Annotated in this window: 21 protein-coding genes; 13 read left to right on the top strand and 8 right to left on the bottom strand. The window is 70.6% G+C overall.

Translation table 11 applies throughout. The annotated features are described in order from the left end of the window. Positions 1-67 precede the first annotated feature (67 nt). Complete coding sequence (locus tag AB0K10_RS14050) at positions 68-2,866, bottom strand: TIM-barrel domain-containing protein (RefSeq protein WP_363683265.1); 2,799 nt, start codon at positions 2,864-2,866, stop codon at positions 68-70. A 481-nt stretch (positions 2,867-3,347) separates the two neighbouring features. On the opposite strand from AB0K10_RS14050, the gene AB0K10_RS14045 reads away from it, so the two are divergent. Beyond that, a complete protein-coding gene (locus AB0K10_RS14045) occupies positions 3,348-3,794 on the top strand; it encodes a DUF3592 domain-containing protein (protein ID WP_363683263.1) in 447 nt (148 codons plus the stop codon). A 128-nt stretch (positions 3,795-3,922) separates the two neighbouring features. Here the strand turns inward: AB0K10_RS14045 and AB0K10_RS14040 are convergent, their stop codons facing one another. Further along, positions 3,923-5,344, bottom strand: a complete 1,422-nt coding sequence (locus tag AB0K10_RS14040) for an MFS transporter (RefSeq protein WP_363683261.1) — start codon at positions 5,342-5,344, stop codon at positions 3,923-3,925. A gap of 85 nt (positions 5,345-5,429) precedes the next feature. Here AB0K10_RS14040 and AB0K10_RS14035 point away from each other — a divergent pair, with 85 nt between their 5' ends. Beyond that, on the top strand, positions 5,430-6,395 hold the full coding sequence (locus AB0K10_RS14035; RefSeq protein WP_363683259.1) for an Lrp/AsnC family transcriptional regulator: 966 nt from the start codon (positions 5,430-5,432) through the stop codon (positions 6,393-6,395). A gap of 313 nt (positions 6,396-6,708) precedes the next feature. Then, entirely contained in the window at positions 6,709-7,245 is a 537-nt protein-coding gene (locus tag AB0K10_RS14030) for a hypothetical protein (RefSeq protein WP_363683257.1), read from the top strand. Positions 7,246-7,291: 46 nt separating this feature from the next. Here AB0K10_RS14030 and AB0K10_RS14025 read toward each other — a convergent pair whose 3' ends face one another. The 3 genes from AB0K10_RS14025 to AB0K10_RS14015 form a co-directional block, all read right to left on the bottom strand. Continuing rightward, the gene (locus tag AB0K10_RS14025) at positions 7,292-8,014 is read right to left on the bottom strand and encodes a hypothetical protein (RefSeq protein WP_363683255.1); all 723 of its coding nucleotides are present in this window, start codon (positions 8,012-8,014) and stop codon (positions 7,292-7,294) included. 81 nt (positions 8,015-8,095) lie between these two features. Continuing rightward, positions 8,096-9,019 (bottom strand): expansin EXLX1 family cellulose-binding protein, encoded by a 924-nt coding sequence (locus AB0K10_RS14020; RefSeq protein WP_363683253.1) that lies wholly within the window; start codon positions 9,017-9,019, stop codon positions 8,096-8,098. 174 nt (positions 9,020-9,193) lie between these two features. Beyond that, on the bottom strand, positions 9,194-10,078 hold the full coding sequence (locus tag AB0K10_RS14015) for an NmrA/HSCARG family protein (protein WP_363683251.1): 885 nt from the start codon (positions 10,076-10,078) through the stop codon (positions 9,194-9,196). Between the two features lie 85 nt (positions 10,079-10,163). Between AB0K10_RS14015 and soxR the strand changes: the two genes are divergently transcribed. The 5 genes from soxR (at position 10,164) to AB0K10_RS13990 (ending at position 14,522) form a co-directional block, all read left to right on the top strand. Beyond that, positions 10,164-10,622, top strand: coding sequence for a redox-sensitive transcriptional activator SoxR (gene soxR / locus AB0K10_RS14010; RefSeq protein WP_363683249.1), 459 nt, complete (start codon positions 10,164-10,166; stop codon positions 10,620-10,622). A gap of 162 nt (positions 10,623-10,784) precedes the next feature. Further along, positions 10,785-12,011 (top strand): epoxide hydrolase family protein, encoded by a 1,227-nt coding sequence (locus AB0K10_RS14005; protein WP_363683247.1) that lies wholly within the window; start codon positions 10,785-10,787, stop codon positions 12,009-12,011. Then, the gene (locus tag AB0K10_RS14000; protein WP_363683245.1) at positions 12,012-12,953 is read left to right on the top strand and encodes a redoxin family protein; all 942 of its coding nucleotides are present in this window, start codon (positions 12,012-12,014) and stop codon (positions 12,951-12,953) included. A gap of 36 nt (positions 12,954-12,989) precedes the next feature. Then, positions 12,990-13,556 carry a GNAT family N-acetyltransferase gene (locus AB0K10_RS13995; protein WP_363683243.1) on the top strand — a complete coding sequence of 189 codons (567 nt, stop codon included), beginning with the start codon at positions 12,990-12,992 and terminating at the stop codon, positions 13,554-13,556. A gap of 99 nt (positions 13,557-13,655) precedes the next feature. After that, positions 13,656-14,522 carry an AraC family transcriptional regulator gene (locus AB0K10_RS13990; RefSeq protein ID WP_363683241.1) on the top strand — a complete coding sequence of 289 codons (867 nt, stop codon included), beginning with the start codon at positions 13,656-13,658 and terminating at the stop codon, positions 14,520-14,522. 10 nt (positions 14,523-14,532) lie between these two features. Here AB0K10_RS13990 and AB0K10_RS13985 read toward each other — a convergent pair whose 3' ends face one another. Further along, the gene (locus AB0K10_RS13985; protein WP_363683239.1) at positions 14,533-15,030 is read right to left on the bottom strand and encodes an NUDIX domain-containing protein; all 498 of its coding nucleotides are present in this window, start codon (positions 15,028-15,030) and stop codon (positions 14,533-14,535) included. Positions 15,031-15,222: 192 nt separating this feature from the next. On the opposite strand from AB0K10_RS13985, the gene AB0K10_RS13980 reads away from it, so the two are divergent. The 4 genes from AB0K10_RS13980 (at position 15,223) to npdG (ending at position 18,875) form a co-directional block, all read left to right on the top strand. Next, the gene (locus AB0K10_RS13980; protein ID WP_363683237.1) at positions 15,223-15,426 is read left to right on the top strand and encodes a hypothetical protein; all 204 of its coding nucleotides are present in this window, start codon (positions 15,223-15,225) and stop codon (positions 15,424-15,426) included. A gap of 81 nt (positions 15,427-15,507) precedes the next feature. Continuing rightward, the gene (locus tag AB0K10_RS13975) at positions 15,508-16,416 is read left to right on the top strand and encodes a histone (protein WP_363683235.1); all 909 of its coding nucleotides are present in this window, start codon (positions 15,508-15,510) and stop codon (positions 16,414-16,416) included. A gap of 182 nt (positions 16,417-16,598) precedes the next feature. Further along, the gene (locus tag AB0K10_RS13970; RefSeq protein ID WP_363683233.1) at positions 16,599-18,029 is read left to right on the top strand and encodes an RNB domain-containing ribonuclease; all 1,431 of its coding nucleotides are present in this window, start codon (positions 16,599-16,601) and stop codon (positions 18,027-18,029) included. A 147-nt stretch (positions 18,030-18,176) separates the two neighbouring features. After that, complete coding sequence (npdG, locus tag AB0K10_RS13965; RefSeq protein WP_363683231.1) at positions 18,177-18,875, top strand: NADPH-dependent F420 reductase; 699 nt, start codon at positions 18,177-18,179, stop codon at positions 18,873-18,875. 113 nt (positions 18,876-18,988) lie between these two features. Here the strand turns inward: npdG and panB are convergent, their stop codons facing one another. After that, positions 18,989-19,834 (bottom strand): 3-methyl-2-oxobutanoate hydroxymethyltransferase, encoded by an 846-nt coding sequence (gene panB / locus AB0K10_RS13960; protein WP_363683229.1) that lies wholly within the window; start codon positions 19,832-19,834, stop codon positions 18,989-18,991. A 150-nt stretch (positions 19,835-19,984) separates the two neighbouring features. Then, positions 19,985-21,742 (bottom strand): NAD+ synthase, encoded by a 1,758-nt coding sequence (locus AB0K10_RS13955; RefSeq protein WP_363683227.1) that lies wholly within the window; start codon positions 21,740-21,742, stop codon positions 19,985-19,987. A 239-nt stretch (positions 21,743-21,981) separates the two neighbouring features. Between AB0K10_RS13955 and glnA the strand changes: the two genes are divergently transcribed. Next, the gene (gene glnA, locus AB0K10_RS13950; RefSeq protein WP_007463316.1) at positions 21,982-23,331 is read left to right on the top strand and encodes a type I glutamate--ammonia ligase; all 1,350 of its coding nucleotides are present in this window, start codon (positions 21,982-21,984) and stop codon (positions 23,329-23,331) included. The last annotated feature ends 8 nt before the right edge of the window (positions 23,332-23,339 follow it).

Genomic DNA, 23,339 nt, shown 5'->3' with positions numbered 1-23,339 from the left:
GCCTCCCGTGCAGCCGGCCGGGTGGGTTACCCCACCCGGCCGGCGTCTTGATCCCTGCAAAGAGGCTTCAGTGCTTCTTGAACACCGGCATGGTGTCCAGGGTGGTGGTGATGTTCTGCGTGGTGCCGCCCCGGTACGTCTTCCCGGTGAAGATGTCGGTCCAGCTGTTGCCCGGCGGGAACCACACCGACGTCGTGGCGGTGGTGCCCGGCGTCGTCACCGGTGCGACCAGGTAGTCCGGGCCGTAGAGGTACTGGGAACCGGCGGTGGCGTACGCGGCCTGCTCCTTCGGGTAGGCCAGGTACATCGAGCGGACGATGGGCGTACCCGTGCGGGTGGCCTCCTTGGCGGCGGCGTAGGTGTACGGCTGCAGTTTCTCGCGCAGGTTCAGGAACTTTTTGGCCGACGCGTTGGCCTCCGGGCCGTACTGCCAGGGCAGCCGGTCGCTGTGGTTGGAGTGCAGCCGGTCGATCGGCTGGAACGTGCCGAACTGCACCCACCGGGCGTAGAGGTCGTCGGGCAGCTTCGTGCTGCCCGGTTCGCTGCCCGGCTCTCGCAGGCCGCCCGTGTGCCCGCCGATGTCGTGGCTGACCGCGGCCAGCCCTGTCGCGGCCGACTCGCCAGGCGTGTAGCCGACCTCCATCTGCAGGGTCGACCAGTCGGAGGTGGTGTCGCCGGTGAAGTGCAGCGTGGTGCGCTTGTCGGCCCACGGCCCGGTCGCCACCGGGGTCGGGCTGCCGTAGCCACCGGCCTGCAACGAGCCGTACGCCCGCGAGAACGCGAAGCCGGTCTTGTCGGCGTACTGCTTGTTGATCCACGCGTCGGCGGTCACCCCGTCGAGCGAGGACTTCGTGTTGTCGCAGCACCAGTCCAGCCACCAGAAGTCGGGGCCCTTGCTGCCCTTCGGGATCATCCCGTCGTGCAGTTGCAGGTACGCCTTGAGCTGGTCCGGGTCGCCGAAGTCGAACGCGTAGCAGTCGGCGCCGCCGTTGCAGCCCACGCGCTGGAGCTTGCCCTTCGCGGTGGCCTGCGCCTGCGCGAACTTCGGGTCCGAGCCGAGGATGCTCGGGTGGATGTTGATGCCGGTGTGCAGGCCCTGCTTTTTGGCCCAGTCGAAGAACGCCTTCGGGTCGGGGATCCGGGTGGGGTCGATGCTCCAGCCGTTCCACTTGTCCGGCGCCTTGATGTCGGTGTCGAGGACAAGAACATCCATGGGTACGCCCTCCGCCTTGGCCCGGGACACCAGGTCCTGGAACTCGGCGGCCGTGCGGTCGTAGTACTCGGAGTACCACACCCCGTACGCCCACTTGGGCAGCAGCTTCGTGGGCCCGGTCAGGGTCGACAGGTCCTTCAGAGCACGGGTGAAGTCCTGCCCGTACGCGAAGACGTAGCCGTCCTGCTCGGCGGCGGGCCTGGGCTTGGTGGTGCTCAGGGCCGAGGCCGAGTCGTCGAGCAGGTACCAGCCGTCCTGGTAGAGCAGGCCCGGAGCGGTGAGCGCGGAACCGGTCACGCCGTCCAGGCCCCGGCGGTAGCCGCCGAGCGGCGCGTGCGGGGCGAGCAGCGGGGAACCCTTGCCCGTGACGGCGACCGTGTCCACGTTGACGTTGCAACTGGCGTCCGTGGGGCAGCCCAGCGTCACGGTGTTGGTGCCGCGCTCGAGGTGGACCGGGACGGAGACGGTGTTCCAGTAGTCCCACCCGCTGGTCGGCGGAAGGCTCGCCGTGACCGGCGCCGCCGTTCCGGCCGTCACCGACATGGTGCGCGCCTGGCTCGGCTGGGCGCCGGCCTGGCCGTTGGCGTAGCGGATCTGCACCTGGTACTCACCCGCGGACGGGACATCCGTCACGGTGAGCGCGTCGGCGGAGCTGGTGCTCTCCAGGCCGGCCAGGAATCCCGTACCGGATGCGCCGTTGTGGTCGTTCGCGGGCCTCGCGCCGCCGGTCAGCGCGCCGGTCTCGGCGTCGGCCAGCGTGCCGAACCGCAGGGGCTGCGGCTGGGGCGGGGTCGGCGCCGGGAACGGATCACCCGGGTTGACCACCGCGAGGCTGTCGACGTTCACGTTGCCGGAGTCGGTGGGACCCCGTACGACGCTGATTTCGTGCTTCCCGGCGGTGAGGTCGACAGGCACGGTGGCCAGGCCCCAGGTGTCCCAGCTCGCGGTGGGCGGCAGCGTCAGCGTGTGGCCGGCGTCGCCGTCGACCCGAACCGTCAGGGTGCGGTCCACGTTCTGGCCGTCGCCGCCGGTGCTGTTGGCGTAGCGGACGGCGAGCTGCTTCGCGCCGCTCTCCGGGGCGTCGAGCGCGAACGTGACCGAGTCGCCGGACGAGGCGAAGCCGGCCGCGAAACCGCGTCCGGTGAATCCCTGGTGGTCGGTGGCCACGCCGGGCCCGTTCAACTGCAACGACTCGGCCTCGCAGAGCGCGCCGAACGCGCAGGCCGGAGCGGTGTGGCCGGCCCAGGGCTGGCTCTGCACGATCTGCTTGCCGGTCGTGAGCCGCACGGTCAGGTTGTCGGCGGTGAACGCGCCCGAGCCGACCTTGTAGCGCAGCGTCATCGCGCCGGTGTCGATGGTGAGCCAGCCGCGCTCGACGCGCTTCGTGAACCGCGTACGGGGGAAGTCGTCACGCCCGATGGCGTTGAAGGTGGCGGCGTCGGTGAACCTGCCGTCCTTCTGGTACTCGGTGCGGATCAGGGTCGGGGACAGCACCTCGAAACGCGCGTCGCCCGACCGTACGGCCTCGTCCTGTGCGCCGTGGTGGCTGGCCTGGGCCGGCGCGGACGGAGCGAGTGCCAGCCCCGTGATGAGAATGCCGGCCGCGGCGGCTGCCGTCGTGCGGCGGCGGCGTGGTGAGTTCCGATAGAGCAAGATGCGCTCCTCGTCTCATATGGAGGAAATGAGTCGATGACAACGCTGTCACTCGACCGAAACACCTGTCAACGGGCGTCGGAGAGTGTCCCTTCTCTCTTTCGCGGCTCCTCGGGTCCAGGTGTCACCGCGTCCACGCGGGTAGCTACCAGATGCGTGCGCGTTCATCGATGAAACGAGGCGGATCGCCGAGGAAGGTGTCGGCCGGGACCGCTCCGTGCGCCAGGCTCAGGGTGTCCAACCGGTACAGCGTCGCGCCACCATTCATCGACCTCACGGGTGAGCGGCACCGCCTGTGCCGGCAGAGCGAACGACACAGGTACCGCGTTACGCCGAGTTGCCTCGATGCCGCCGCGCGAACGCCTGGTCCACGACGTCCGAACCCACTGCGCCACGGCATCCACACGCGGAAACTCAGCCTGCTACCTGCCCCGACGCAACTCAGGATCCTGCGTTGCTGAGTGCTTCTAAAGTGCCGACCATGACCCGTCGACGGCCGAGCCGAACCTTTCTACGGGTGTTCTCGGCGTTCTATCTCGTCCTCGCGATGACGGGAGCGGCCCTTGCCATCTGGTCGATTGCGGGCGAGCAGCGGAGATCGGAGGCATCGGCCGAGGTGCTGGACGTCGAGGGTCGCGGGACGCGAACCATCCTGACGGTTCAGTTCAGCACCGCTCATGGTGAGGCGTGTGAGGAGAGCTTTCGCTCGTCGGTGGCTGCGAACCGAGCCGTGACCATCGGCGAGCGCATCCGCGTCACCTACGGCGAGAGCCATCCCTGTCGGGGAGTGCGCGAGGTCGGCGACCGGTCGCCCTGGTACATCTTCATCATCGCGGTGGTGATTCTGGCCGCCGCCGTCATCATGGCCTACATCGTCTGGCGCCGGCCGCGACCTCCGCTGCCGCTCCGCTACGCGGGCATGCCCTAGTAGCGCAACGGCAGCAGGCGAATCGAGGCCCGTGCGACCCCGGCGCAGAGCGGCGATCGACGCGCTGTTCATGGTGCCCCGTAAGCAGCGTCAAACTCGGCGCGTCGCACGCCCGGGGGCGAGCCCCTTTATCTCGCGCTCAGCGAAGGTTCCGCCGGTTCCGGGGCCTGTGCCGCGACCGGCGCGGCGGCGTGCTTGCGGACCAGGACGAGCACCAGGATCCCGCCGGCCAGGGCGGTTCCGAAGGCGATCAGCAGGGTCGCGTTCAGTCCGTCAGCGAACCCGGCCGGCGAGCCGTGCCCGCCGGTGATCCGGTTGGTGAAGACGGTCCCGAAGACCGCGACACCGAACGCGAGCCCGAGCTGGCGGAACGTGGTGAGCGCCCCGCCGGCCATCCCGCTGCGCTCGCGTGGCACTTCGGCCATCACCGCCGAGGCGCTCGTGGGCAGCACGCAGCCGACGCCGAGACCGGCCACGATCAGTCCGGGGATCAGGGTCGCGCCGGTGCTGTCCGTGTCGATCCTGGCCTGCAGCAGGTCACCGACGGCGATCAGGAGCAGGCCGAGGCCGACCGTCCAGCGCGGGGCGATCCGCTGTAGGAACCGGCCGGCGGACGCGCCGACGACAAGGGAGGCGGCGGCCATCGGGAGGGCGCCGTACAGGCCGGCGTCGACGGGACCGTTGCCGAGTACCTGCTGCAGCCAGATCATGCTGAACGGCAGGTAGCTGAACGCGGCGGCCTGGGCGAGGAACGCGGCGACGATCAGCACGGTGAACGGCGTCCGGCGGAACAGGGTCAGGTCGAGCATCGGGTGGTCCGAGCGGGTTTCGGCGAAGAGGAACAGGACCAGGGCGAGCAGGCCGGTGGCGAACGCGGCCAGCGTTACGCCGTCGGTCCAGCCGGCGTCACCGGCGCGGATCAGCCCGTACGTCAGGGCGGCTGCCGCCACGGTGAAGCTGATCGTGCCGGGCAGGTCGAGGCGGCCACCCCGCGGCGCCTGGGACTCGCTCACCCCGCGGATCGTGAACCAGACCGCGACCAGGCAGATCGGCAGGTTGACCAGGAACACCCAGCGCCAGCTGAAATGCTCGGTGAGCAGGCCGCCGGCAAGCGGGCCGGCAGCGGCGGCGACGCCGTTGACCGCGCCCCAGATGCCGAACGCGACGCCCCGGTCGTGGCCGTGGTAGGTGAAGTTGAGCAGCGCGGCGGTGCACGCGAACATGGCCGCGCCGCCGAAGCCCTGCAGAATCCGGCCGGCGATCAGGGCCTGCTCGTTCGGGGCGACGGCGCAGAGCAGTGAGGAGATCGCGAAGATGCCGATGCCGCTCAGGTAGGTGCGGCGGCGGCCGAACCGGTCGGCGAGCGAGCCGGCGCCGAGCACCAGGGCGGCCAGGGACAGGGCATACCCGTCGATGACCCACTGGAGGTCGGTGTAGTCCGCGTGGAAGTCGTCGGAGATCGCCGGTAGGGCGACGACGACAATGAGGACGTCCACCAGCAGGAGGAAGGTGCCGAGGCAGACGGCGATCAGTGGTGACCATTTGCGCATGCACTGCAGGATGCCGGTCCTCGCGCAATTATCCCTAGCCAACGTCATCGTTCCTGCGGATCTCGACGTTCGGTAGGTTGGTCCGGTGGAAATCGACGCTCTGGACCGGCAGGTGACGCACGCCCTGCGGATCAACGGCCGGGCCGGGTACCGGGAGATCGGCACAGTGCTCGGCGTCTCCGACCAGACGGTCGCCCGGCGTTACCGTCGGTTGCGCGCCGAGGCGGGGCTGCGGGTGGTCGGCATGCCCAACCCCATCGAGCTGGGGTACGAGACCTGGATGATCCGCCTGCGCGCCGCCCCGGACTCGGCGTTGCCGATCGCCGGCGCATTGGCCCGCCGCCCGGATACCGGCTGGGTGTCGATCACCTCGGGTGGTACCGAGATTGTCTGCAACGTGCGGGTGCCGGCCTCGGTCGACCGGGAGACCCTGCTGCTGCAGAAGCTGCCCCGGACCCCGAGGGTGACCTCGGTCAGCGCGCACTGCGTGGTTCACCAGTTCGTCGGCGGGGCGGTCGGCCCGGACCTTCATGACGACGCGCTGACCGCCGAGCAGATCGCCGCGCTGACCCCGGTCTGGGCGGCACCGGGCGGTGGCCGGTCGGCGGCGCACCTCACCCCCGCCGACGCGCCGCTGCTGGAGGCGCTCGCCTGGGACGGGCGGCTCAGTTACGCGCAGCTGGCGGCCTCCACCGGCTGGCCGGAGTCGAGCGCCCGCCGTCGGATGCAGGAGCTGTTCGAGTCCGGGTCGCTCTACACCGACGTGGAGGTCGAGCCGGAGCTGTACGGATTCCGCGCCCCGGTCCTGCTCTGGCTGGCGGTGAGTCCGTCCCGGCTGGCGGCGGTCGGTGCGGCGCTTCGCGAGCACGAGGAGATCGTCTTCGCGGCGGCCACCACCGGGCCGACGAACGTGCAGGCCTTGGTGCTCTGCCGGGACATGCCGGAGTTCTACCGGTACCTGACCGAGAAGCTGAGCTCGCTGGACGGTGTGGAGCGGATCGAGTCGGAGCCGCTGCTACGAACCGTCAAACAGCTCGGCACGGTGCGTTGACGTTCACCCTGCGCGGGCCGGTAGGCCAGTGCCGCTCCGCTGGCGGCCGGTGGTGACCGTCGGTCACCGCCGTCGGGGCGGGTGTGGTCGTGAGCGGTATACCTCACAGGTATGAATATGACTCTGAGGTATACCGCTCAACAGCACATCGACACGACGGGCAGCCAGAGCGGATGGCAGGCGTCCTTCGCCGCAACCCCAGCCTCGTCTTGAGTGAGGACTTACTCGTCCAGCGGTCTGGACGATCGGACCGAGGAAGCCGGCGGCGGGTTTCTGGCTTATCGTCCGCATAAATCAGAGGCAGCGTAGGAGAGTGGCGATAGTGGATCCGGATCAGCTCGCTGCGGCCCGCCGTCGCTTCCCGGTGGGTGACCACGTCACGGGTCGGGTGGTCCACATACCGCGACCCGGCTCGATAGGTCTGCTCGTCGACCTGGGCCATCAGCCGGAGGGTTTCGTTGATGTCCTGAGCCTGCCGCACGAGTCCGCCGACTGGCCGTCGGTTGGCACGTTGACCACGTTTGAGGTTCTCCAGCACAGGCCGGGCCAGGTCCGACTGCTCCCACTCGACGCGCGGTTCCGTTCACGGACCTACCTGCCCAGCAGCCTGAGCGACGAGCGGTGGGCGTCCGTCAAGGCACGGTTCCCGATCGGCTCGGAAATCGCCGCGGTCGTGACCCACCTCTTCTCGTCGAACAGGGAATACGTGGTGAGGTTCGAGGACTGCTGGTCCTCCCTGGACTGGAACACCGAAGCCCCGACATTGGGCGCGACCAGCACGTACAGCGTCGTCCGACATCTCGACCACACCCGACGGATCATCCTCGCGCCGGCCGACTCAACCCCCTGACCGACCTCGGCCATCCGCCTGGCACCGGGGGGGCGGGCGCGCGCGCTCAGCGGTGTCGTCGACGAGGCTGGTGGACCGATATCGGCTTGAGATCCTTATGGCCCAGCCGGTGTGCGATGGCCTGGGACTGAACGTCCGGGTCGGTATCGTCGACTGGGAAGGTCACCACGTAGCTACCCGGTAGTTCATAGCGCAGCCCGCTCAGGTCGCGGGCGTAGTAGCTGATCTCGACCACGTCCGGGCGATCATGGGGCGCGCGAATCGCTACGTAGCGGCGAATCCAGGCTCCGCCGTCCTGCCCCCACCCTTCACGGCACAGCGTGGCCTGGAGGTTCTCGGCAACCGACCGCGCCGGCCACGTTCGGGCGGCGCGTTCCGCCACTTGGGCTATCTCTTCCGCGTACGAGTACGAGTCGAACCGGAAGCTGCCCAGCCCGACCTCCGGCCCCTTCTTGTGCACCCTGTCGATGACTCTGAGACGCCAGCGATCCCAGATCACGTCAGAGCCGGCCTGACAGACGCGGACCGTCAGGTGGTCCTCGCTCGTGTCGGATCCGCCTAGCGCGACCTCTCGGGCTTCCGGTGTGGTCGTGAGCCCGTCCGGTCCCAGTAGCCACGAGGGCGCAAATCCCGCTACCGGCTGTCCGTGGAAGCCGTCCGGCGGGTACGTCGCGGCCACGACGTCGAGGCCATTGACGAGGAGTCGCATGCGGTGGGACGTGAACTCGGCGGGGAACAACAGCGGCTCGAGCCTCAGGACATCGGCCACTCGGGCAGTCTAGTCAGCGCGCACCGGGGCCAGCCCGCCGCTCATCGCGCTGCCGCGACCACGTCCGTCAGGCGCAAGCGGTCAGCAGCGAGGGCCGTCGAGTGCGGCGGCACCGGCGAGCGCTTCGACCGTCTCCGTCGGTGCGACTGATGCTGTCGGGGTCGGTGAGGGCGCGATGGTGGGGCTCGGCGAGGCCGTGGGTGAGATGCTCGGCGTCGGAGAGACGAGGGAGGCCGTGCTGCGCTGCACCTGCTTCGTGACCATCCGGATGCTGGTGGCGGTCGCCTGGCGTCCGTACACGTCGGTGACCCTGATGCTGTACGGCCCGGGGCCGATCCCGTCCTCGATGGTCCAGTAGTTGTCGACCTGGCGGGCCGCCTTGCGGAAGCCGCCGCTCGGCCCCTTCGCCTCGACCGAGCGCAGCGGGTTGCCGTGGTTGCCGACCTGAACGGCGAACCAGTACTTCGACGCGCCGCCCTTCATCCGGAAGGTGAGCCCTCCGTGGAGCGGCGGGTTCACCACCGCCCGGTACGTCACACGCGCGATGCCCTGCGACCGGTCGGCGATCCGGGCGAACGCCTCGTCGGAGAGGTCGATCTTACTGTTTCCGCACCCGGCGCACTGGTCCATGACCATGACCCGGACGGTGCCCTTCGGACCGCTGACGTCCAGGTAGCTGCCGCAGGCCGCCGCCCCGGCGTACTGCGACGAGCCCAGGGCCACGTAGAGCCGGTCGGCCGGTGGGCTCGGGAAGGAGCAGGTGCCGCCCGATCGGCCCGCGTCGTAGAAACTCGCCGTTCCCTTGTGGACGGAGCTGCCCGTGGGCGGCGCGGCGCAGGCCGGGGCGGCACCGCCGCGTACGGCGAGGGTGATGCCGAGTACGGCGGCCAGGGCGGCGACTCCGGCACCTGCCAGCCAGTGCCTGACCCGTCGACTCAACCGGGGCGTGCCGCTGTTGCCGGCGGGGGTGGCGTTTCCCGGATCCGTGCCTGGTGCTGCCGTCACGGCGGCTGATGTTGCCGCACTCCGCTGCGACAGCGCAAAGCCGTCGGCCAGACCGTCACCCGCCGCACCGGATGGGTCGCAGTCCGTCCAGGGCGGTGCTTGGTCCACTCGGCTTCAAGGAAGGCGGGGTGTCGTGTCCCCCGGGATGGACCGGTTTCAAGGAAACCGAGTGGATCAAGCGGTTGTCGGGCTGCGCAGGACGTGGTCCCAGTCCACCGTGCGGGCCCAGTCGGCGTAGCTGTGCCAGGCGACGTCCGGGTACCGGGCGTGCAGCGCGTCGATGTCGGCGAAGTCGGTGGTGTCCTCGAAGCGTTGGAACATGTCGGCGATCTCGTCGCCGGCCCACTGCCGGACCTGGTCCAGCGGCATCTGCCGGTACGGGATCTCGCGGTCGAGCACCTCACCGAGGATGCGGGCCGCCTCCTCGCCGGTCACCCGGTCGGAGACGACGTCGATCCGCTCCCCGACGAACCGGTCCGGGTGCTCGATGGCGTGCACGGCGAGGCCGGCGATGTCCCGGACGGTCACCTGGTCCAGCGGCTTGCCCGGGGAGAGCGGGTTGGCCAGGACGCCGTCGGTGAGCCGGCTGAAGCCGACGTTCAGGGCGTTCTCCATGAAGTACACCGGCCCGAGGACTGTCGCGGGGACCTGCCGTTCCCGCAGGTACGCCTCGACGAGCTGCTTGCTGTCGGCGTGGTCGATGTCGGTGGCGACCAACCGGTCGGCGCCGCGCACCGAGGAGTAGACGAGATGCGTGCCGGCCCGCGCCGCGGTGTCCACCAGGAGGCGACCCTGGGTGACCTCCTCCTCCTTACCGCCGGCGCCGAACGGCACCGACAGGCCGAAGATCGCGTCGGTGCCGTGTGCAGCGTTGGCGAGCGCCTGCGGGTCGGCCAGGTCACCGACGGCGAGGCGTACCCCGGCGGCGGCCAGTGCCACGGCGGACGGTGACTCGGGCGACCGCACGTAGGCGGTGACGTCGTGGCCGTGCTCGAGCAGGAGTTCGGCGACAGCGCCGCCCTGCTTTCCGGTGGCGCCGATGACGAGAACGGTGGTCACGGTGCGGCCTCCTCGATAGCGGTTCGGGGACGACGCCGAGTCTGTGCCCTCAACCATGGTTGAGGGCAAGCGTTAGGGTCGGGCCATGCCGAGGGCCCGCACCGCATTCCACGAACTCAGCGTCGGGCAGGTCGCCGACCGCAGTGGCGTGGCCGTCTCCGCGCTGCACTTCTACGAGCGCAAGGGCCTCATCCGCAGCACCCGGACGGCAAGCAACCAACGCCGGTACGGTCGCGACACCCTGCGCCGGGTCGCGTTCATCCGTGCGTCCCAGCGCGTCGGCATCTCGCTGACGGCGATCCGGGAAGCCCTCGACCAGCTCCCCAGCGAACGCACCCCCACCCACGACGACTGGACCCGGCTGTCCGCGGCCTGGCGCACCGAACTCGACGCGCGCATCGCGCACCTGCAGGCGCTGCGGGACGACCTCACCGAATGCATCGGCTGCGGCTGCCTCTCGCTGCGGTCCTGCCACCTGACCAACCCCCGCGACGTGCTCGGCCGCGAGGGCCCCGGCGCCCGCCGCCTGCCGCGGACGGACTGACCACCGCCGTCTGCTCGTATCGCCACGGGCTCGAAGACCGCGTTCTAGGCTCCGAGATATGGCGGCGGCGTGCCCATTCCGAATTGGCGCACAAGCTCGGGCAGTGCCCTCACCGCATGATTCCCCTCGCGAGCGCGAACTTTCGACAGAGAGGAAGCACGCATGGCTGTCAAGACGAAGGCACGTCCCGGCACCACGGAGATCCGGCCGTTCACGGTGGAAATCCCCCAGGCGGACCTCGACGACCTGAAAAGGCGAATCGCGGCCACCCGCTGGCCGGACAAGGAAACCGTCGACGACCAGTCGCAGGGCGTGCCACTCGCGACGATCCAGGCCGTCGCGCGTTATTGGGAAAATGAGTACGACTGGCGCAAGGTCGAATCGCGACTGAACGCCGTACCGCAGTTCATGACCACGATCGACGGGGTGGACATCCACTTCATCCACGTGCGCTCGAAGCACGAGGACGCGCTGCCGCTCATCGTCACCCACGGGTGGCCCGGTTCGGTGATCGAGCAGTTGAAGATCATCGAGCCGCTCACCGACCCCACCGCCCACGGCGGCAGCGCGTCGGACGCCTTCCACCTGGTGATCCCGTCGCTGCCCGGCCACGGTTTCTCGGGCAAGCCGACGGAGGCGGGCTGGAACCCGCAGAAGATCGCCACCGCGTGGACCGAGCTGATGAAGCGTCTCGGTTACTCGCGGTTCGTCGCCCAGGGCGGCGACTGGGGCGCGGTCATCGTGGACCAGATGGGCATCCAGGCGCCTCCGGAACTGCTCGGCATCCACACCAACATGCCCGGCGCGATTCCACCCGAGATCGACCTGCTGTTCCAGGGCGACACCACGGGCGCGAACAACGCCATGGGCTCCCTGCCCTCCGGTCTGTCCGCCGACGAGATGCGTGCCGCCGAGGAGGTCAACTACGTCTGGAAGCACGTCGCGTACGCCCTCATGATGGCGACCCGTCCGCAGACGCTCACCGGCCTGGCGGATTCACCGGCCGGGCTGGCGTCCTTCCTGCTCGACCACGACGCGAAGAGCCTGGCCCTCATCGCGCAGGTCTTCGACGGGGCCCAAGCGGGCCTGACCCGCGACGACATCCTGGACAACATCTCGCTCTACTGGTTGACGAACACCGCGATCTCCGCGTCCCGGCTGTACGCGGAGAACAAGCTGTCGTTCTTCGCCGCCAAGGGCGTGAACGTCCCGGTCGCCGTGAGCGTCTTCCCCGACGAGCTGTACGAGGCGCCGCAGAGTTGGGCCGAGCAGGCGTACCCGAACCTCATCTACTTCAACAAGCTCGACGTGGGCGGGCACTTCGCGGCCTGGGAGCAGCCGAAGATCTTCTCCGAGGAACTGCGGACCGCTTTCCGGTCACTGCGCTAGATGGCCGTGCACCTGCCTCCGCTGAACGGCGCGGTCGAGTGGCTCAACTCCGAGCCGCTCGACCCCGCCGAGCTGCGCGGTCGTGTCGTCCTCGTGAACTTCTGGACGCTCACCTGCATCAACTGGCTACGTCAGGAACCGTACGTCCGTGCCTGGTCGCAGGCCTACCGCGACGACGGCCTCGTCGTCGTCGGGGTGCACACGCCGGAGTTCACCTTCGAGCATGAGGTCGATTGGGTACGTCGGGCGGTCGCGGCCCGCTCGATCGACTACCCGGTCGCCGTCGACAACGACTACGCGATCTGGAGTGCCTTCGCCAACCAGTACTGGCCGGCGCTGTACATCGCCGACACCGACGGCGTCATCCGCGACGAGCACTTCGGTGAGGGGCGCTACGAGCAGTCCGAGCGGACGCTCCAGCGCCTGCTCGGCATCGAGCGCGACCCCGTACCCGTCAACGGGGTCGGCCCGGAGGCGGCGGCCGACTGGGACAGTCTGCGGACGCCCGAGACGTACCTCGGATTTCGTCGCGGCGACCACTTCGCGTCGCCGAACGGCGCGGCGCTCGACGAACGCCGCGCCTACGACCTCCCCAGAAGCCTGGCGCTCAACCAGTGGGCACTGGCGGGGGAGTGGACGGTCGGCTCGGAGAACGTCGCGCTCGACCGGGCCGGCGGCGGCATCGCCTTCCGGTTCCACGCGCGCGACGCGCATCTCGTGCTGGCCCCCGGGGTGGGACGGTCGGTCCCGTTCCGCGTGCTGCTCGACGGCGAGGCTCCGGGGCCGTCCCACGGCGTCGACGTCGACGCCGACGGCAACGGTGTCCTGGAGGACGGACGGCTCTACCAGCTCGTACGCCAACAGGGTGCGGTCCGGGAACGGACCCTGGACATCACGTTCGACGAGCCGGGCGCCGCGGCGTACGCCTTCACATTCGGGTGAGTCAGCGCCCTACCGCCCGCGATAGTGTCGACTGCTGTGACAACGCCTGAGATCACTCTCGCAACGCCAACGGACCGCGATGCGGTGGTCGGCACGCTGGTCGCCGCGTTCGTCAAGGATCCCATCCTGCGGCACCTGTTCCCCGACGACGCGACCTACCCGCACTACGCCGCCACCTTCTTTGGCAACCTGTTCGACAAGCGGGTGCACAGGTCGTCGATCTGGATGCTCGGCGGGGGTGCGTCCGTCGCCGTCTGGGAGCCTCCGGACGCCGGACACGCGTCGACGGACGCCGACCCCGACTACCCCGCCGACGTGCTGGCCCGCGTGCGGGGCTACGACGAGGTCGTGCACGCCGCCCTGCCGGCGTATCCGTTCTGGTATCTCGGCGTCCTGGGCACCCACCCGGACAGCGCCGGACGCGGTTGGGGTCGTGTGGTCATGCGGGCCGGGCTGGATCAGGCAGCCGCCGAGGGCCTGCCGGCGATCCTGGAGACCAGCAACCCGGGCAACGTCGAGCTGTACCGCCACGCCGGCTGGGAGGAGATGGGCTACCTGGCCGAGCCCGTCCCCACCTGGATCATGCAGCAGCCGCCGCGCTGAGCTACTCGCCCCCCACCCGATCGTTGCGGGCATCGGATGTCGGGTGGGGGACGGGACCTGCCGCCTAGCGTTGCTGCACGTAAGGGGAAGGAGGCCCGGGTGCTGGAGCGGCTCAACGAGGCCATGGCGCACATCGAGCGGCACCTCGACGAGCAGATCGAGGTGGCCGACCTGGCGCGGATCGCGCTGACGTCGGAGTACCACCTTCGGCGACTGTTCTCCGCGCTGGCCGGCATCGGACTGTCGGAGTACATCCGTCGTCGTCGGCTCACCGTCGCCGGCGCGGACGTGCTCGCTTGGGAGCGGACACTGCTCGACGTCGCCGTGCGGTACGGCTACGGATCGGCCGAGGCGTTCGCCCGTGCGTTCCACGCCGTGCACGGCGTGGGGCCGGGAGAAGCTCGGCGTACGGGGGCAGTGCTGCGCGCCCAGCCCCGGATGTCCTTCCGACTCACAGTGGAAGGGAGTGGCAGCATGGAGTATCGAATCGTCGCCAAGGACGCGTTCGCGCTGGTGGGGCGCAAGGCTCGGGTCCCGCTGGTGCACGAGGGGATGAACCCGGCGATCGTCGCGTTCATCAGGAGCATCGACCAGGAGACGACGGCTCGGATCGAGGCGCTCTCCGATCAGGAGCCGACCGGGATCGTCAACGTCAGCGACAACCTCGCCGACGGTCGGGCCGAGGGCAGCGAGTTGGACTACTGGCACGGGGTGGTCACCGGCGCCACGCCACCGGAGGACCTGGACGCGCTTGCGGTGGCGGCCGGAACGTGGGCGGTGTTCACCACCTCCGGCGCGTTCCCGCAGGCCGTCCAGTACCTGTGGCGGGACGTCTTCACCCAGTGGTTCCCGTCCAACCCGTACCGCAGCCGACCCGGACCGGAGATCTCCCGGGTGCGGGTGTCCGCGGACGGGACCACGGCGGACGCCGAACTGTGGATCCCCGTCGAACGGGTCGCGGCCTGACGGGCGCGGCTCAGGTGGGGACGTCGTCCCAGTTCGTGCCGGGCGGCAGGTAGCCGGCCAACGGGTTGTCGCGCAGCGCGTAGGCGATGACCAGCAGCGCGTGCTTGTCCAGCTCGGGCAGCCGGTCCACCGGAAACCACCGCACGGCCACCGACTCGTCGTCGTTGACCCGTGCGGTGCCGGACACCACCCGGCAGAGGAAGCCCAGGTTGAGGATTTCGCACTGGTCCCCGTTGGGGTAGGTGTGCGGGTGCGAGACGGCACTGGACAGCCGGACGGGCGCCACGTCCAGGCCCGTCTCCTCCCGCACCTCCCGCAGCAGCGCTGCGGCCGGCTGCTCGCCCGACTCGACGAAGCCGCTGATGATCGACCACCGTCCGTCGTCGGCGCGTTGGCCGAGCAGCAGCTCGCCGGCATCGTTGCGAATCACCGCGCTGACGCTGGGCAGCCACAGCAGGTCATGGCCGATGTGCTTGCGCATCCGCACGATGTAATCCGGTACCGACATCGGGCGATCATAGGCCGCTGGTGGGCGGCCATGGCCGCCCCGGCGGCCCGCACCCCGGGGGCCCAATGCCCCCACCTGCACTTCTTTTGGTGTTTTCGCCCAAAGTGCGCTGAGCGTCTCTACTGTGGAGAGGGTTCGGCGACTTGCGTGATCCGGTGGCGGTCAGCCCGTTCCCGGTGCACAGTGATTCCCATGAACGACAGCGGACGTAATGGGCAGTTCTACTGGTGCACCCGGCACCACCGGGTCGAGACGGACGCCGACGTGTGTCCGGCGAAGCACGTCCTCGGCCCGTACAACTCGGCGGCCGACGCGGAGAACGCCCTGCAGCAGGTGCAGGAGCGCAACGAAGCGTGGGAGGCCGAGGACGCTCGTTGGGCCGGGGAGGACAGGTAGACGGCGCGGGACGGCCCGCGTCGCGGTAGTTCGTGCTCCGCGAGGACGCACGCGAGAGCACGTCCCCGAGGAGGAACCACGATGGCCGAAGCACAGCAGGCCACCACCCGTCCGGCCGCCCGACGCACCACCGCGAAGAAGACCGCCGCGGCGGAGCGCAACACGTCGGCGAGCCGGACCACCCCCGTGCGCAAGTCCACCACGGGTGCCGCGAAGGCGCCGGCCCGCAAGGCAGCCGGCGGCGCGGGCCGTGCCCCGGCCAAGAAGACCACCGCGGCGGCGAAGAAGGCTCCGGCGAAGAAGGCCGCGACCAGGACGACCGCGAGCAAGGCCGCCCCCACCAGGACCGCCGCCGCGGCGAAGAAGGCCCCGGCGAAGAAGACCACGACCAGGACCAGCGCAGCGGCCAGGAAGGCGCCGGCCAAGACCTCGACCGCCACCCGCAAGACGACGACCGCCGCGAAGCGGACCCCGGCGTCCACGACGCGCACGAGCACCACCGCCGCGAGCAGGACGACGGGTACGGCGAAGAAGACGACAAGCGCCGCCAAGAAGACGACAGGCACCGCGAAGAAGACCACGGCATCGGCGGCGAAGCGGACCACCGCCGCCGCGAAGGCGCCCGCGCGCAAGGTCGCGACCAAGGCGTCCACCGTGAAGAAGACGGCCGCCAAGAAGGCCCCGGCGAAGAAGACCGCGGCGAAGAAGGCCCCCGCCAAGAAGACCGCGGCGAAGAAGACCGCTTCCACCCGCCCGAGCGGCGGCGCCCGCAACGCCCCGGCGAAGAAGGCCCCCGCCGCGAAGGCGACCGGCACCTCGGCAATCACCGCCCGCAAGGCGGCGGCGAAGAAGGCCCCGGCGAAGAAGACCACCGCCGCCAAGGCACCGGCCCGCAAGGTGACCGCCCGCACGTCACCCGCCCGTCCGGTCGCCGCACGAGCCACCACCCCCCGCGGTACGCGCAGCACCGCCCGAAAGGCGACCGGCTGAGCGCAAGCGCCTCGGCGAGGCACCGGTTCGTTCCACGGGCCTGCCGTGTCCGGCGCGACAGACCGACAGGGCGGTCCGAGCTGGCGGGTCCGCACGCAGCGCGGGGCGGTTCGTCGGCGGGCGACGGAGATCTCGGCCGGTCACCGGAAGCGGATCACCGGCGGCGCTGTCAGGATTGACCCGTGGTCATCCGACGCGTACTCGCGCCCCGCATCGACTTCGGCGCGCTGCGCCGCGAACTCGGCCTGCCCGAGGGCTTCCCGGCTGCCGCCCAACGGGAGGCCGACGCGGCGGCTGCCGCGCCGCCCCGGCCGTCGGTCGACCGCACCGACATCCCGTTCGTGACGCTCGACCCGGCCAGTTCACGTGACCTGGACCAGGCGATGCACCTCGCCCGTCGGCCGGGCGGCGGCTACCGGGTGCGCTACGCCATCGCGGACGTCGCCGCGCACGTCACGCCGGGCGGCGCGCTCGAGGAGGAGACCTGGCGGAGGGGGGAGACGGTCTACCTGCCCGACGGCCACGTGCCGCTGCACCCGCTGACGCTCAGCGAGGGCGCGGCCAGTCTGCTGCCCGACGACGACCGGGCCGCCGTGGTCTGGACCATCGACCTGGACGCCGACGGCGGCACCGTGGCCGTCGAACTGGAGCGCGCTCTGGTGCGCAGCCGGGCCAAACTCGACTACACCGGAGTGCAGGCGGCGGCCGAGGCCGGCCGGCTGCCCGAGCCGATCGCGTTGCTGCCCGAGATCGGCGACCGACTGACCGCGCGGGGCCTGCGCCGAGGCGCCATCAACCTGCCGCTGCCCGAGCAGGACGTGGAACCCGACGGTGACGGCTGGCGGCTGGTGCTGCGCGGGCCGGTGCCGATGGAGGAGCACAACGCGCAGATCTCACTGCTGACGGGGATGGCCGCCGCCGACATCATGCTGGCCGGCCGAGTGGGCCTGCTGCGCACGATGCCGGCACCGAAGCCGGAGGCGGTGCAACGCCTGCGGGCGGCCGCCGCTCCGCTGGGCGTGCACTGGCCGGACGGCGTGGGCCCCGGTGAGGTGATCGCCGGCCTGGACGCCGCGCAGCCGCGTTCCGCCGCGTTCATCGACCAGGCGGCCGAGCTGATGCGCGGCGCCGCGTACACCGCCTTCGACGGCACTGTTCCGGAGCAGCCCGAGCACGGCGGTGTGGCCGCCGCGTACGCCCATGTCACGGCGCCGTTGCGGCGATTGGCCGACAGGTACGCCACCGAGGTCTGCCTGGCCCTGCACGCGGGCCGCGAGGTGCCCGACTGGGCCCGCGCGGCGCTGCCCCGGCTGCCCGAGGTGATGGCCAGCACCGACCGGACCGCCTCGGCCGCCAGCCGCGGCGCCGTCGAACTGGCCGAGGCGGTGCTGCTGGAGCACCGGGTGGGGGAGACCTTCGACGCGGCGGTCCTCGACGTCGACGCCCCACCCAACGGCAAGTCCCGGCCACGCCCGCCCGGCGGAACGGTGGCGTTGGACGCCCCACCGGTACGCGGCCGCTGCCTCGGTGCGCTGCCGCTCGGCGAACGGGTCCGGGTCCGCTTGGTCACCGCCGACCCGGCGGCCCGCACGGTGCTGTTCGAGCTGGCCTGAGCTGGCTGTCCGTGCCGAGCCGGTCCGTTGGCCCTGGGGGACCGGCGGGGCGATGTCGGCGGTCGTCGTCGGCGGACCGGCGCGTAGCGGGGATTGTCACAGCGGCCGGCGCTGCTGACGGACCGGGCGGTTTGCGAGGATGAGCCCATGGCATACGACGCGAGCACCCTGCCCGACGTGTCCGGGCTGACGGTCGGCATCATCGGCGGCACCGGCGACCAGGGCCGTGGCCTCGCCTATCGGCTCGCCCGGGCCGGGCAGACGGTGCTGATCGGCTCCCGATCGGCGGAGCGGGCCGCCGAGTCGGCCGCCGAGATCGCCGCTCTGCCCCGGATGCCGGCCGATGTCAGCGTCACCGGCGCGGCCAACGACGAGGTGGCCCGCCGCAGCGACGTCGTGATCATCGCGGTGCCGTGGGACGGGCACGCCGCCACCGTCGCCGCCCTCGCCGAGCCGCTCGCCGGAACGATAGTCGTCGACTGCGTCAACCCGCTGGGCTTCGACAAGCAGGGCCCGTACGCCCTCACCGTCGCCGAGGGCAGCGCCGTCCAGCAGGCCGCCGCGCTGCTGCCCGACTCCCGCGTCTGCGCCGCGTTCAACCACGTCAGCGCCCCGCTGCTGGCCGACCCCGAGGTCGACCGGATCGACCTCGACGTGCTGATCTGCACCGAGGACCGGGAGCTCGTCGACATCGTCGGAGCGCTCGCCGCCCGGATCCCCGGGATGCGCGGCATCTACGCCGGCCGGCTGCGCAACGCCCACCAGATCGAGGCGTTCACCGCGAATCTGATCGCCATCAACAAGCGCTACAAGGCGCACGCCGGCATCCGCGTCACCGACCTCTGACCAGGTCCCCGGGGCGACGAGCGGCGTGATCGACTCGGGTTCGCTGAAATCGGGGTGTCCCGGTGTCAGGGATACCCCGATTTCGCGAAACCGAGTCGATCACACTGGCTGTGCTAGAAGGTGTGCTCGGCGGCCGGGAACTCGCCGCCGCGGACCTCGTCGGCGAAGCGGCGGGTCGCGTCGGTGAGGACGTCGGCCAGGTCGGCGTAGCGCTTCACGAAGCGCGGCGCCTTGCCGGTACGCAGGCCGGCCATGTCCTGCCAGACCAGCACCTGGGCGTCGGTGTCCGGGCCCGCGCCGATGCCGACAGTGGGGATCGCCAGTTCGTGGGTGATCTGCTTGGCCACCTCACCCGGCACCATCTCCAGCACCACCGCGAACGCGCCCGCCTCGGCCACCGCCCGCGCGTCGGCCCGCACCTCGTCGGCCGTGTCGCCCCGGCCCTGCACGCGGTAGCCGCCCAGAGTGTGCTCGCTCTGCGGGGTGAAGCCGATGTGCGCCATCACCGGGATGCCGGCCCCGACGATCGCGGCGATCTGCGCGGCGTTGCGGCGGCCACCCTCCAGCTTCACCGCGTGGCAGCCACCCTCCTTCATGAACCGGACGGCGGTGCGCAGCGCCTGGGTCGGCCCCTCCTCGTACGAGCCGAACGGCAGGTCACCGACGACGAGGGCCTGCCGGGTCGAGCGCACCACGGCCCGGACCAGCGGAAGCAGATCGTCGGTGGTGACCGGCAGGGTGGTCTCGTAGCCGAACACGTTGTTCGCGGCCGAGTCGCCGACCAGCAGCACCGGCACGCCGGCCCGGTCGAAGATCCCCGCCGTGTACTGGTCGTACGAGGTGAGCATCGGCCACCGCTCGCCGCGCTCCTTGGCGGCGATCAGGTCGCGGGTACGGATCCGACGGGTGGCCGGTCCGCCGTACAGCGCGGTCACCTCGTTCGGAGTGGACTCGGTCATGACTGTCTCCTTCCTCGAGGCCGCCTGCGCGGTCCCCGGGTTCCGTCGCGATCGTCGCACCGGAAGACCGGGTGACGGCAGGGCGCAGTGGAAGATGTCACTCACGACCGCACCGGGCCGAGTCCGGCGACCCGGCCCGGACGTACGGGCTCAGCCGTTCTCGCGCCACCGGTTGGTGATCGGCAGGCGGCGGTCGCGGCCGAACGCCTTCATGGAGATCTTCGCGCCGGGCGCCGACTGGCGTCGCTTGTACTCGGCGGTATCCACCAGCCGCAGCACCTTGTCGACAACGGCCGGGTCGTGGCCCGACTCGACCAGCCCGTCGCGGCCCAGGTCGCCGTCGACGTAGCCGATCAGGATCGGGTCCAGCACGTCGTAGTCGGGCAGGGAGTCGCTGTCGAGCTGGCCCGGGCTCAACTCGGCGCTCGGCGGCTTGCCGATCGAGTTCTCCGGGATCGGGGCGGTCTCGCCGCGGCGGGCCGCGTCCGCGTTGCGCCACTTCGCCAGCCGCCACACAAGCGTCTTCCAGACGTCCTTGATCGGGTTGAAGCCGCCCACCGAGTCGCCGTACAGGGTGGAGTAGCCGACCGCCAGCTCGCTCTTGTTGCCCGTGGTGAGCACCAGGTGGCCCTCCTGGTTCGACAGCGCCATCAGGATCACACCGCGTACCCGGGCCTGGAGGTTCTCCACGGCGATCCCGGACAGCGACAGGTTGGCCAGGAAGGCGTCCACCATCGGCTGGATCGGCTCGACGCGGTAGTCCAGTCCGGTGCGCTTGGCCAGGTCGGCGGCGTCCTCGCGGGAGTGCTCGGAGGAGTGCTGGCTGGGCAGCGACACCCCGACCACCCGGTCCGGGCCGAGCGCGTCGACGGCGAGGGCGGCCACCACCGCCGAGTCGATGCCGCCGGAGAGGCCGAGCACCACCGACGCGAACCGGTTCTTGTTGACGTAGTCGCGCAGGCCGAGCACCAGCGCGTGCCACACCTCGGCCTCGTCGGCCACCGGCTCGATCAGCCCACCGGCGACGGCCGGGCCGGACGGCGCGGGCGGGATCACGCCCAGCGTGTGGTGTGCCACCCGCATGCCGTCCGCGACGTCGCGGCTGCCCGGGGCCATCGTCGCGGCCGGCAACTCGAGGTCGTGCACGAGCAGGTGCTCGACGAACTGCGGGGCGCGGGTGAGCAGCTCACCGTCCGAGGTGACGATCATCGAGTCGCCCTCGAAGACCAGCTCGTCCTGTCCGCCGATCATGTTGACGTACGCGATGGCGGCGCCCGCCTCGGCGGCCCGGCGGCGCACCAGCGGCAGCCGGATGTCGTCCTTGTTCAGCTCGTACGGCGAGCCGTTGATGTTGACCACCAGGCCGACGCCTGCCTGCCGGGCGGCGGCGAACGGCCCGCCGGCCTGCCACAGGTCCTCGCAGATGGTCAGCGCGACGTCCACCCCGCCGATCCGCACCACTGTCAGCTGGTCGCCGGAGACGAAGTAGCGGTCCTCGTCGAAGACGCCGTAGTTGGGCAGGTGGTGCTTGAAGTAGCGGGCGACCACAGTGCCCCGGTGCAGCAGCGCGGCGGCGTTGCGGGCACCCCGGCCCGGCTCGGCGTCCCCGCTCACCTGCGGCGGCCCGTCGGCGTCCAGGTAGCCGACCACGACCGGCAGGTCACCGAGGCCGTCCTCGGCCAGGTCGGCGGCGAGCCGCTGGACGGCGGCCTGGGACGCGGCGACGAAGGAACGCCGGAAGACCAGATCCTCGACCGGGTAGCCGGTCAGCATCATCTCCGGGAAGAGCACGAGCTGGGCGCCGGCGTCGGCGGCCTGGCGGGTCCAGCTGCGGACCAGGTCGGCATTGCCGGCGAGGTCGCCGACGCTCGGATTGACCTGGGACAGGGCGAGACGCAGGGTGGGCATGTCCTCATCTTGCCCCAGCACGGCCGGAGCAATCCGCACCGTCGGACGAGATGGCGGCCACGCTCGGGCGCCACGCGGCGGTCCGGCCGGATCGGTACCGCTCGGCGGGCGGGACACGAGGGGACGGGCGGCGGCAGTTCGCGTAACGTCTGCGTAACCAGGCCCGGGAACACTGGGCGGTCAGGTCGGGTGCAGCCCGACCAAGGCGGACAAAAGAGTTGTCGCGAGGGGTTGGGGAAGTGGACCGTCAGCAGGAGTTCGTCCTCCGTACGCTGGAAGAGCGGGACATCCGGTTCGTCCGGCTGTGGTTCACGGACGTGCTGGGCACGCTCAAGAGTGTCTCGGTGGCGCCCGCGGAGCTGGAAGCGGCCTTCGAGGAGGGCATCGGCTTCGACGGCTCGGCCATCGAGGGCTTCGCCCGGGTCTTCGAATCGGACATGGTGGCCATGCCCGACCCGACCACCTTCCAGGTGTTCCCGTTCGAGGGCGGGGTCAGCGGCGAGAGCGCCCGGATGTTCTGCGACATCCTGCTGCCCGACGGCGGCCCCTCCTGGGCCGACCCGCGGCACGTGCTGCGCCGTGCGCTGTCCAAGGCGGCCGAGAAGGGCTTTACCTTCTACACGCACCCCGAGATCGAGTTCTTCCTGCTGGAGAACGGCCCGCAGGACGGCTCGGTGCCCACCCCGGTGGACACCGGCGGCTACTTCGAGCACACCACCCACGCGGTGGCCCGCGACTTCCGTCGCCAGGGCGTGCTGGCGCTGGAGCGGATCGGCATCTCGGTGGAGTTCAGCCACCACGAGGTCGCGCCCGGCCAGCAGGAGATCGACCTGCGCTACGCCGACGCGCTGACCACCGCCGACAACATCATGACCTTCCGGCACGTGGTGAAGGAGGTCGCGCTCTCCACAGGCGTGCAGGCCAGCTTCATGCCGAAGCCGTTCACCGACCAGCCGGGCAGCGGCATGCACACCCACCTGTCGCTGTTCGAGGGCGAGCGCAACGCCTTCCACGACGGTGGCGACCCGATGAAGCTCTCCAAGGTGGCGAAGTCCTTCATCGCCGGCCTGCTGGTGCACGCCCGGGAGTACACGGCGGTCACCAACCAGTGGGTCAACTCGTACAAGCGGCTCTTCCCGCAGGCCCTGCCGGACCGGATCACCGAGAGCCCGGCGTACGTCTGCTGGGGTCACCTGAACCGGTCCGCGCTGGTCCGCGTCCCGGCGTACGGCAAGCCGAACTCCGCCCGTGTCGAGGTCCGGTCGTTGGACTCGGCGACCAACCCGTACCTCGCCTTCGCGGTGCTGCTCGGCGCCGGCCTGAAGGGCATCGAGGAGGGCTACGAGCTGCCGCCGGGCGCCGAGGACGACGTCTGGTCGCTGAGCAGCGCCGAGCGCCGCGCCATGGGGTACGAGGCTCTCCCGGAGAACCTGGCCGAGGCGATCGACGTGATGGCCGAATCCGAACTGGTCGCCGAGGTGCTCGGCGAGCACGTCTTCGACTTCTTCCTGCGCAACAAGCGGGCCGAGTGGGAGCAGTACCGCCGCGAGGTCACCCCGTACGAGCGGCAGCGTTACCTGGCGCTGTAGTCGCGGGG

Source organism: Micromonospora sp. NPDC049274 (assembly GCF_040678875.1).
In the GTDB taxonomy this organism is placed as follows: domain Bacteria; phylum Actinomycetota; class Actinomycetes; order Mycobacteriales; family Micromonosporaceae; genus Micromonospora.
This window is presented reverse-complemented; position numbering and strand designations above follow the sequence as displayed.

What these genes read in the sequence shown, in the direction of transcription:
- AB0K10_RS14045 (WP_363683263.1), top strand. Translation starts at nt 3,348, where the DNA reads ATGACCCGTCGACGGCCGAGCCGAACCTTTCTACGGGTGTTCTCGGCG.
- AB0K10_RS14040 (WP_363683261.1), bottom strand. Translation starts at nt 5,344, where the DNA reads ATGCGCAAATGGTCACCACTGATCGCCGTCTGCCTCGGCACCTTCCTC.
- soxR (WP_363683249.1), top strand. Translation starts at nt 10,164, where the DNA reads ATGCCGAGGGCCCGCACCGCATTCCACGAACTCAGCGTCGGGCAGGTC.
- AB0K10_RS14005 (WP_363683247.1), top strand. Translation starts at nt 10,785, where the DNA reads ATGGCTGTCAAGACGAAGGCACGTCCCGGCACCACGGAGATCCGGCCG.
- AB0K10_RS14000 (WP_363683245.1), top strand. Translation starts at nt 12,012, where the DNA reads ATGGCCGTGCACCTGCCTCCGCTGAACGGCGCGGTCGAGTGGCTCAAC.
- AB0K10_RS13985 (WP_363683239.1), bottom strand. Translation starts at nt 15,030, where the DNA reads ATGTCGGTACCGGATTACATCGTGCGGATGCGCAAGCACATCGGCCAT.
- AB0K10_RS13980 (WP_363683237.1), top strand. Translation starts at nt 15,223, where the DNA reads ATGAACGACAGCGGACGTAATGGGCAGTTCTACTGGTGCACCCGGCAC.
- AB0K10_RS13975 (WP_363683235.1), top strand. Translation starts at nt 15,508, where the DNA reads ATGGCCGAAGCACAGCAGGCCACCACCCGTCCGGCCGCCCGACGCACC.
- npdG (WP_363683231.1), top strand. Translation starts at nt 18,177, where the DNA reads ATGGCATACGACGCGAGCACCCTGCCCGACGTGTCCGGGCTGACGGTC.
- panB (WP_363683229.1), bottom strand. Translation starts at nt 19,834, where the DNA reads ATGACCGAGTCCACTCCGAACGAGGTGACCGCGCTGTACGGCGGACCG.
- AB0K10_RS13955 (WP_363683227.1), bottom strand. Translation starts at nt 21,742, where the DNA reads ATGCCCACCCTGCGTCTCGCCCTGTCCCAGGTCAATCCGAGCGTCGGC.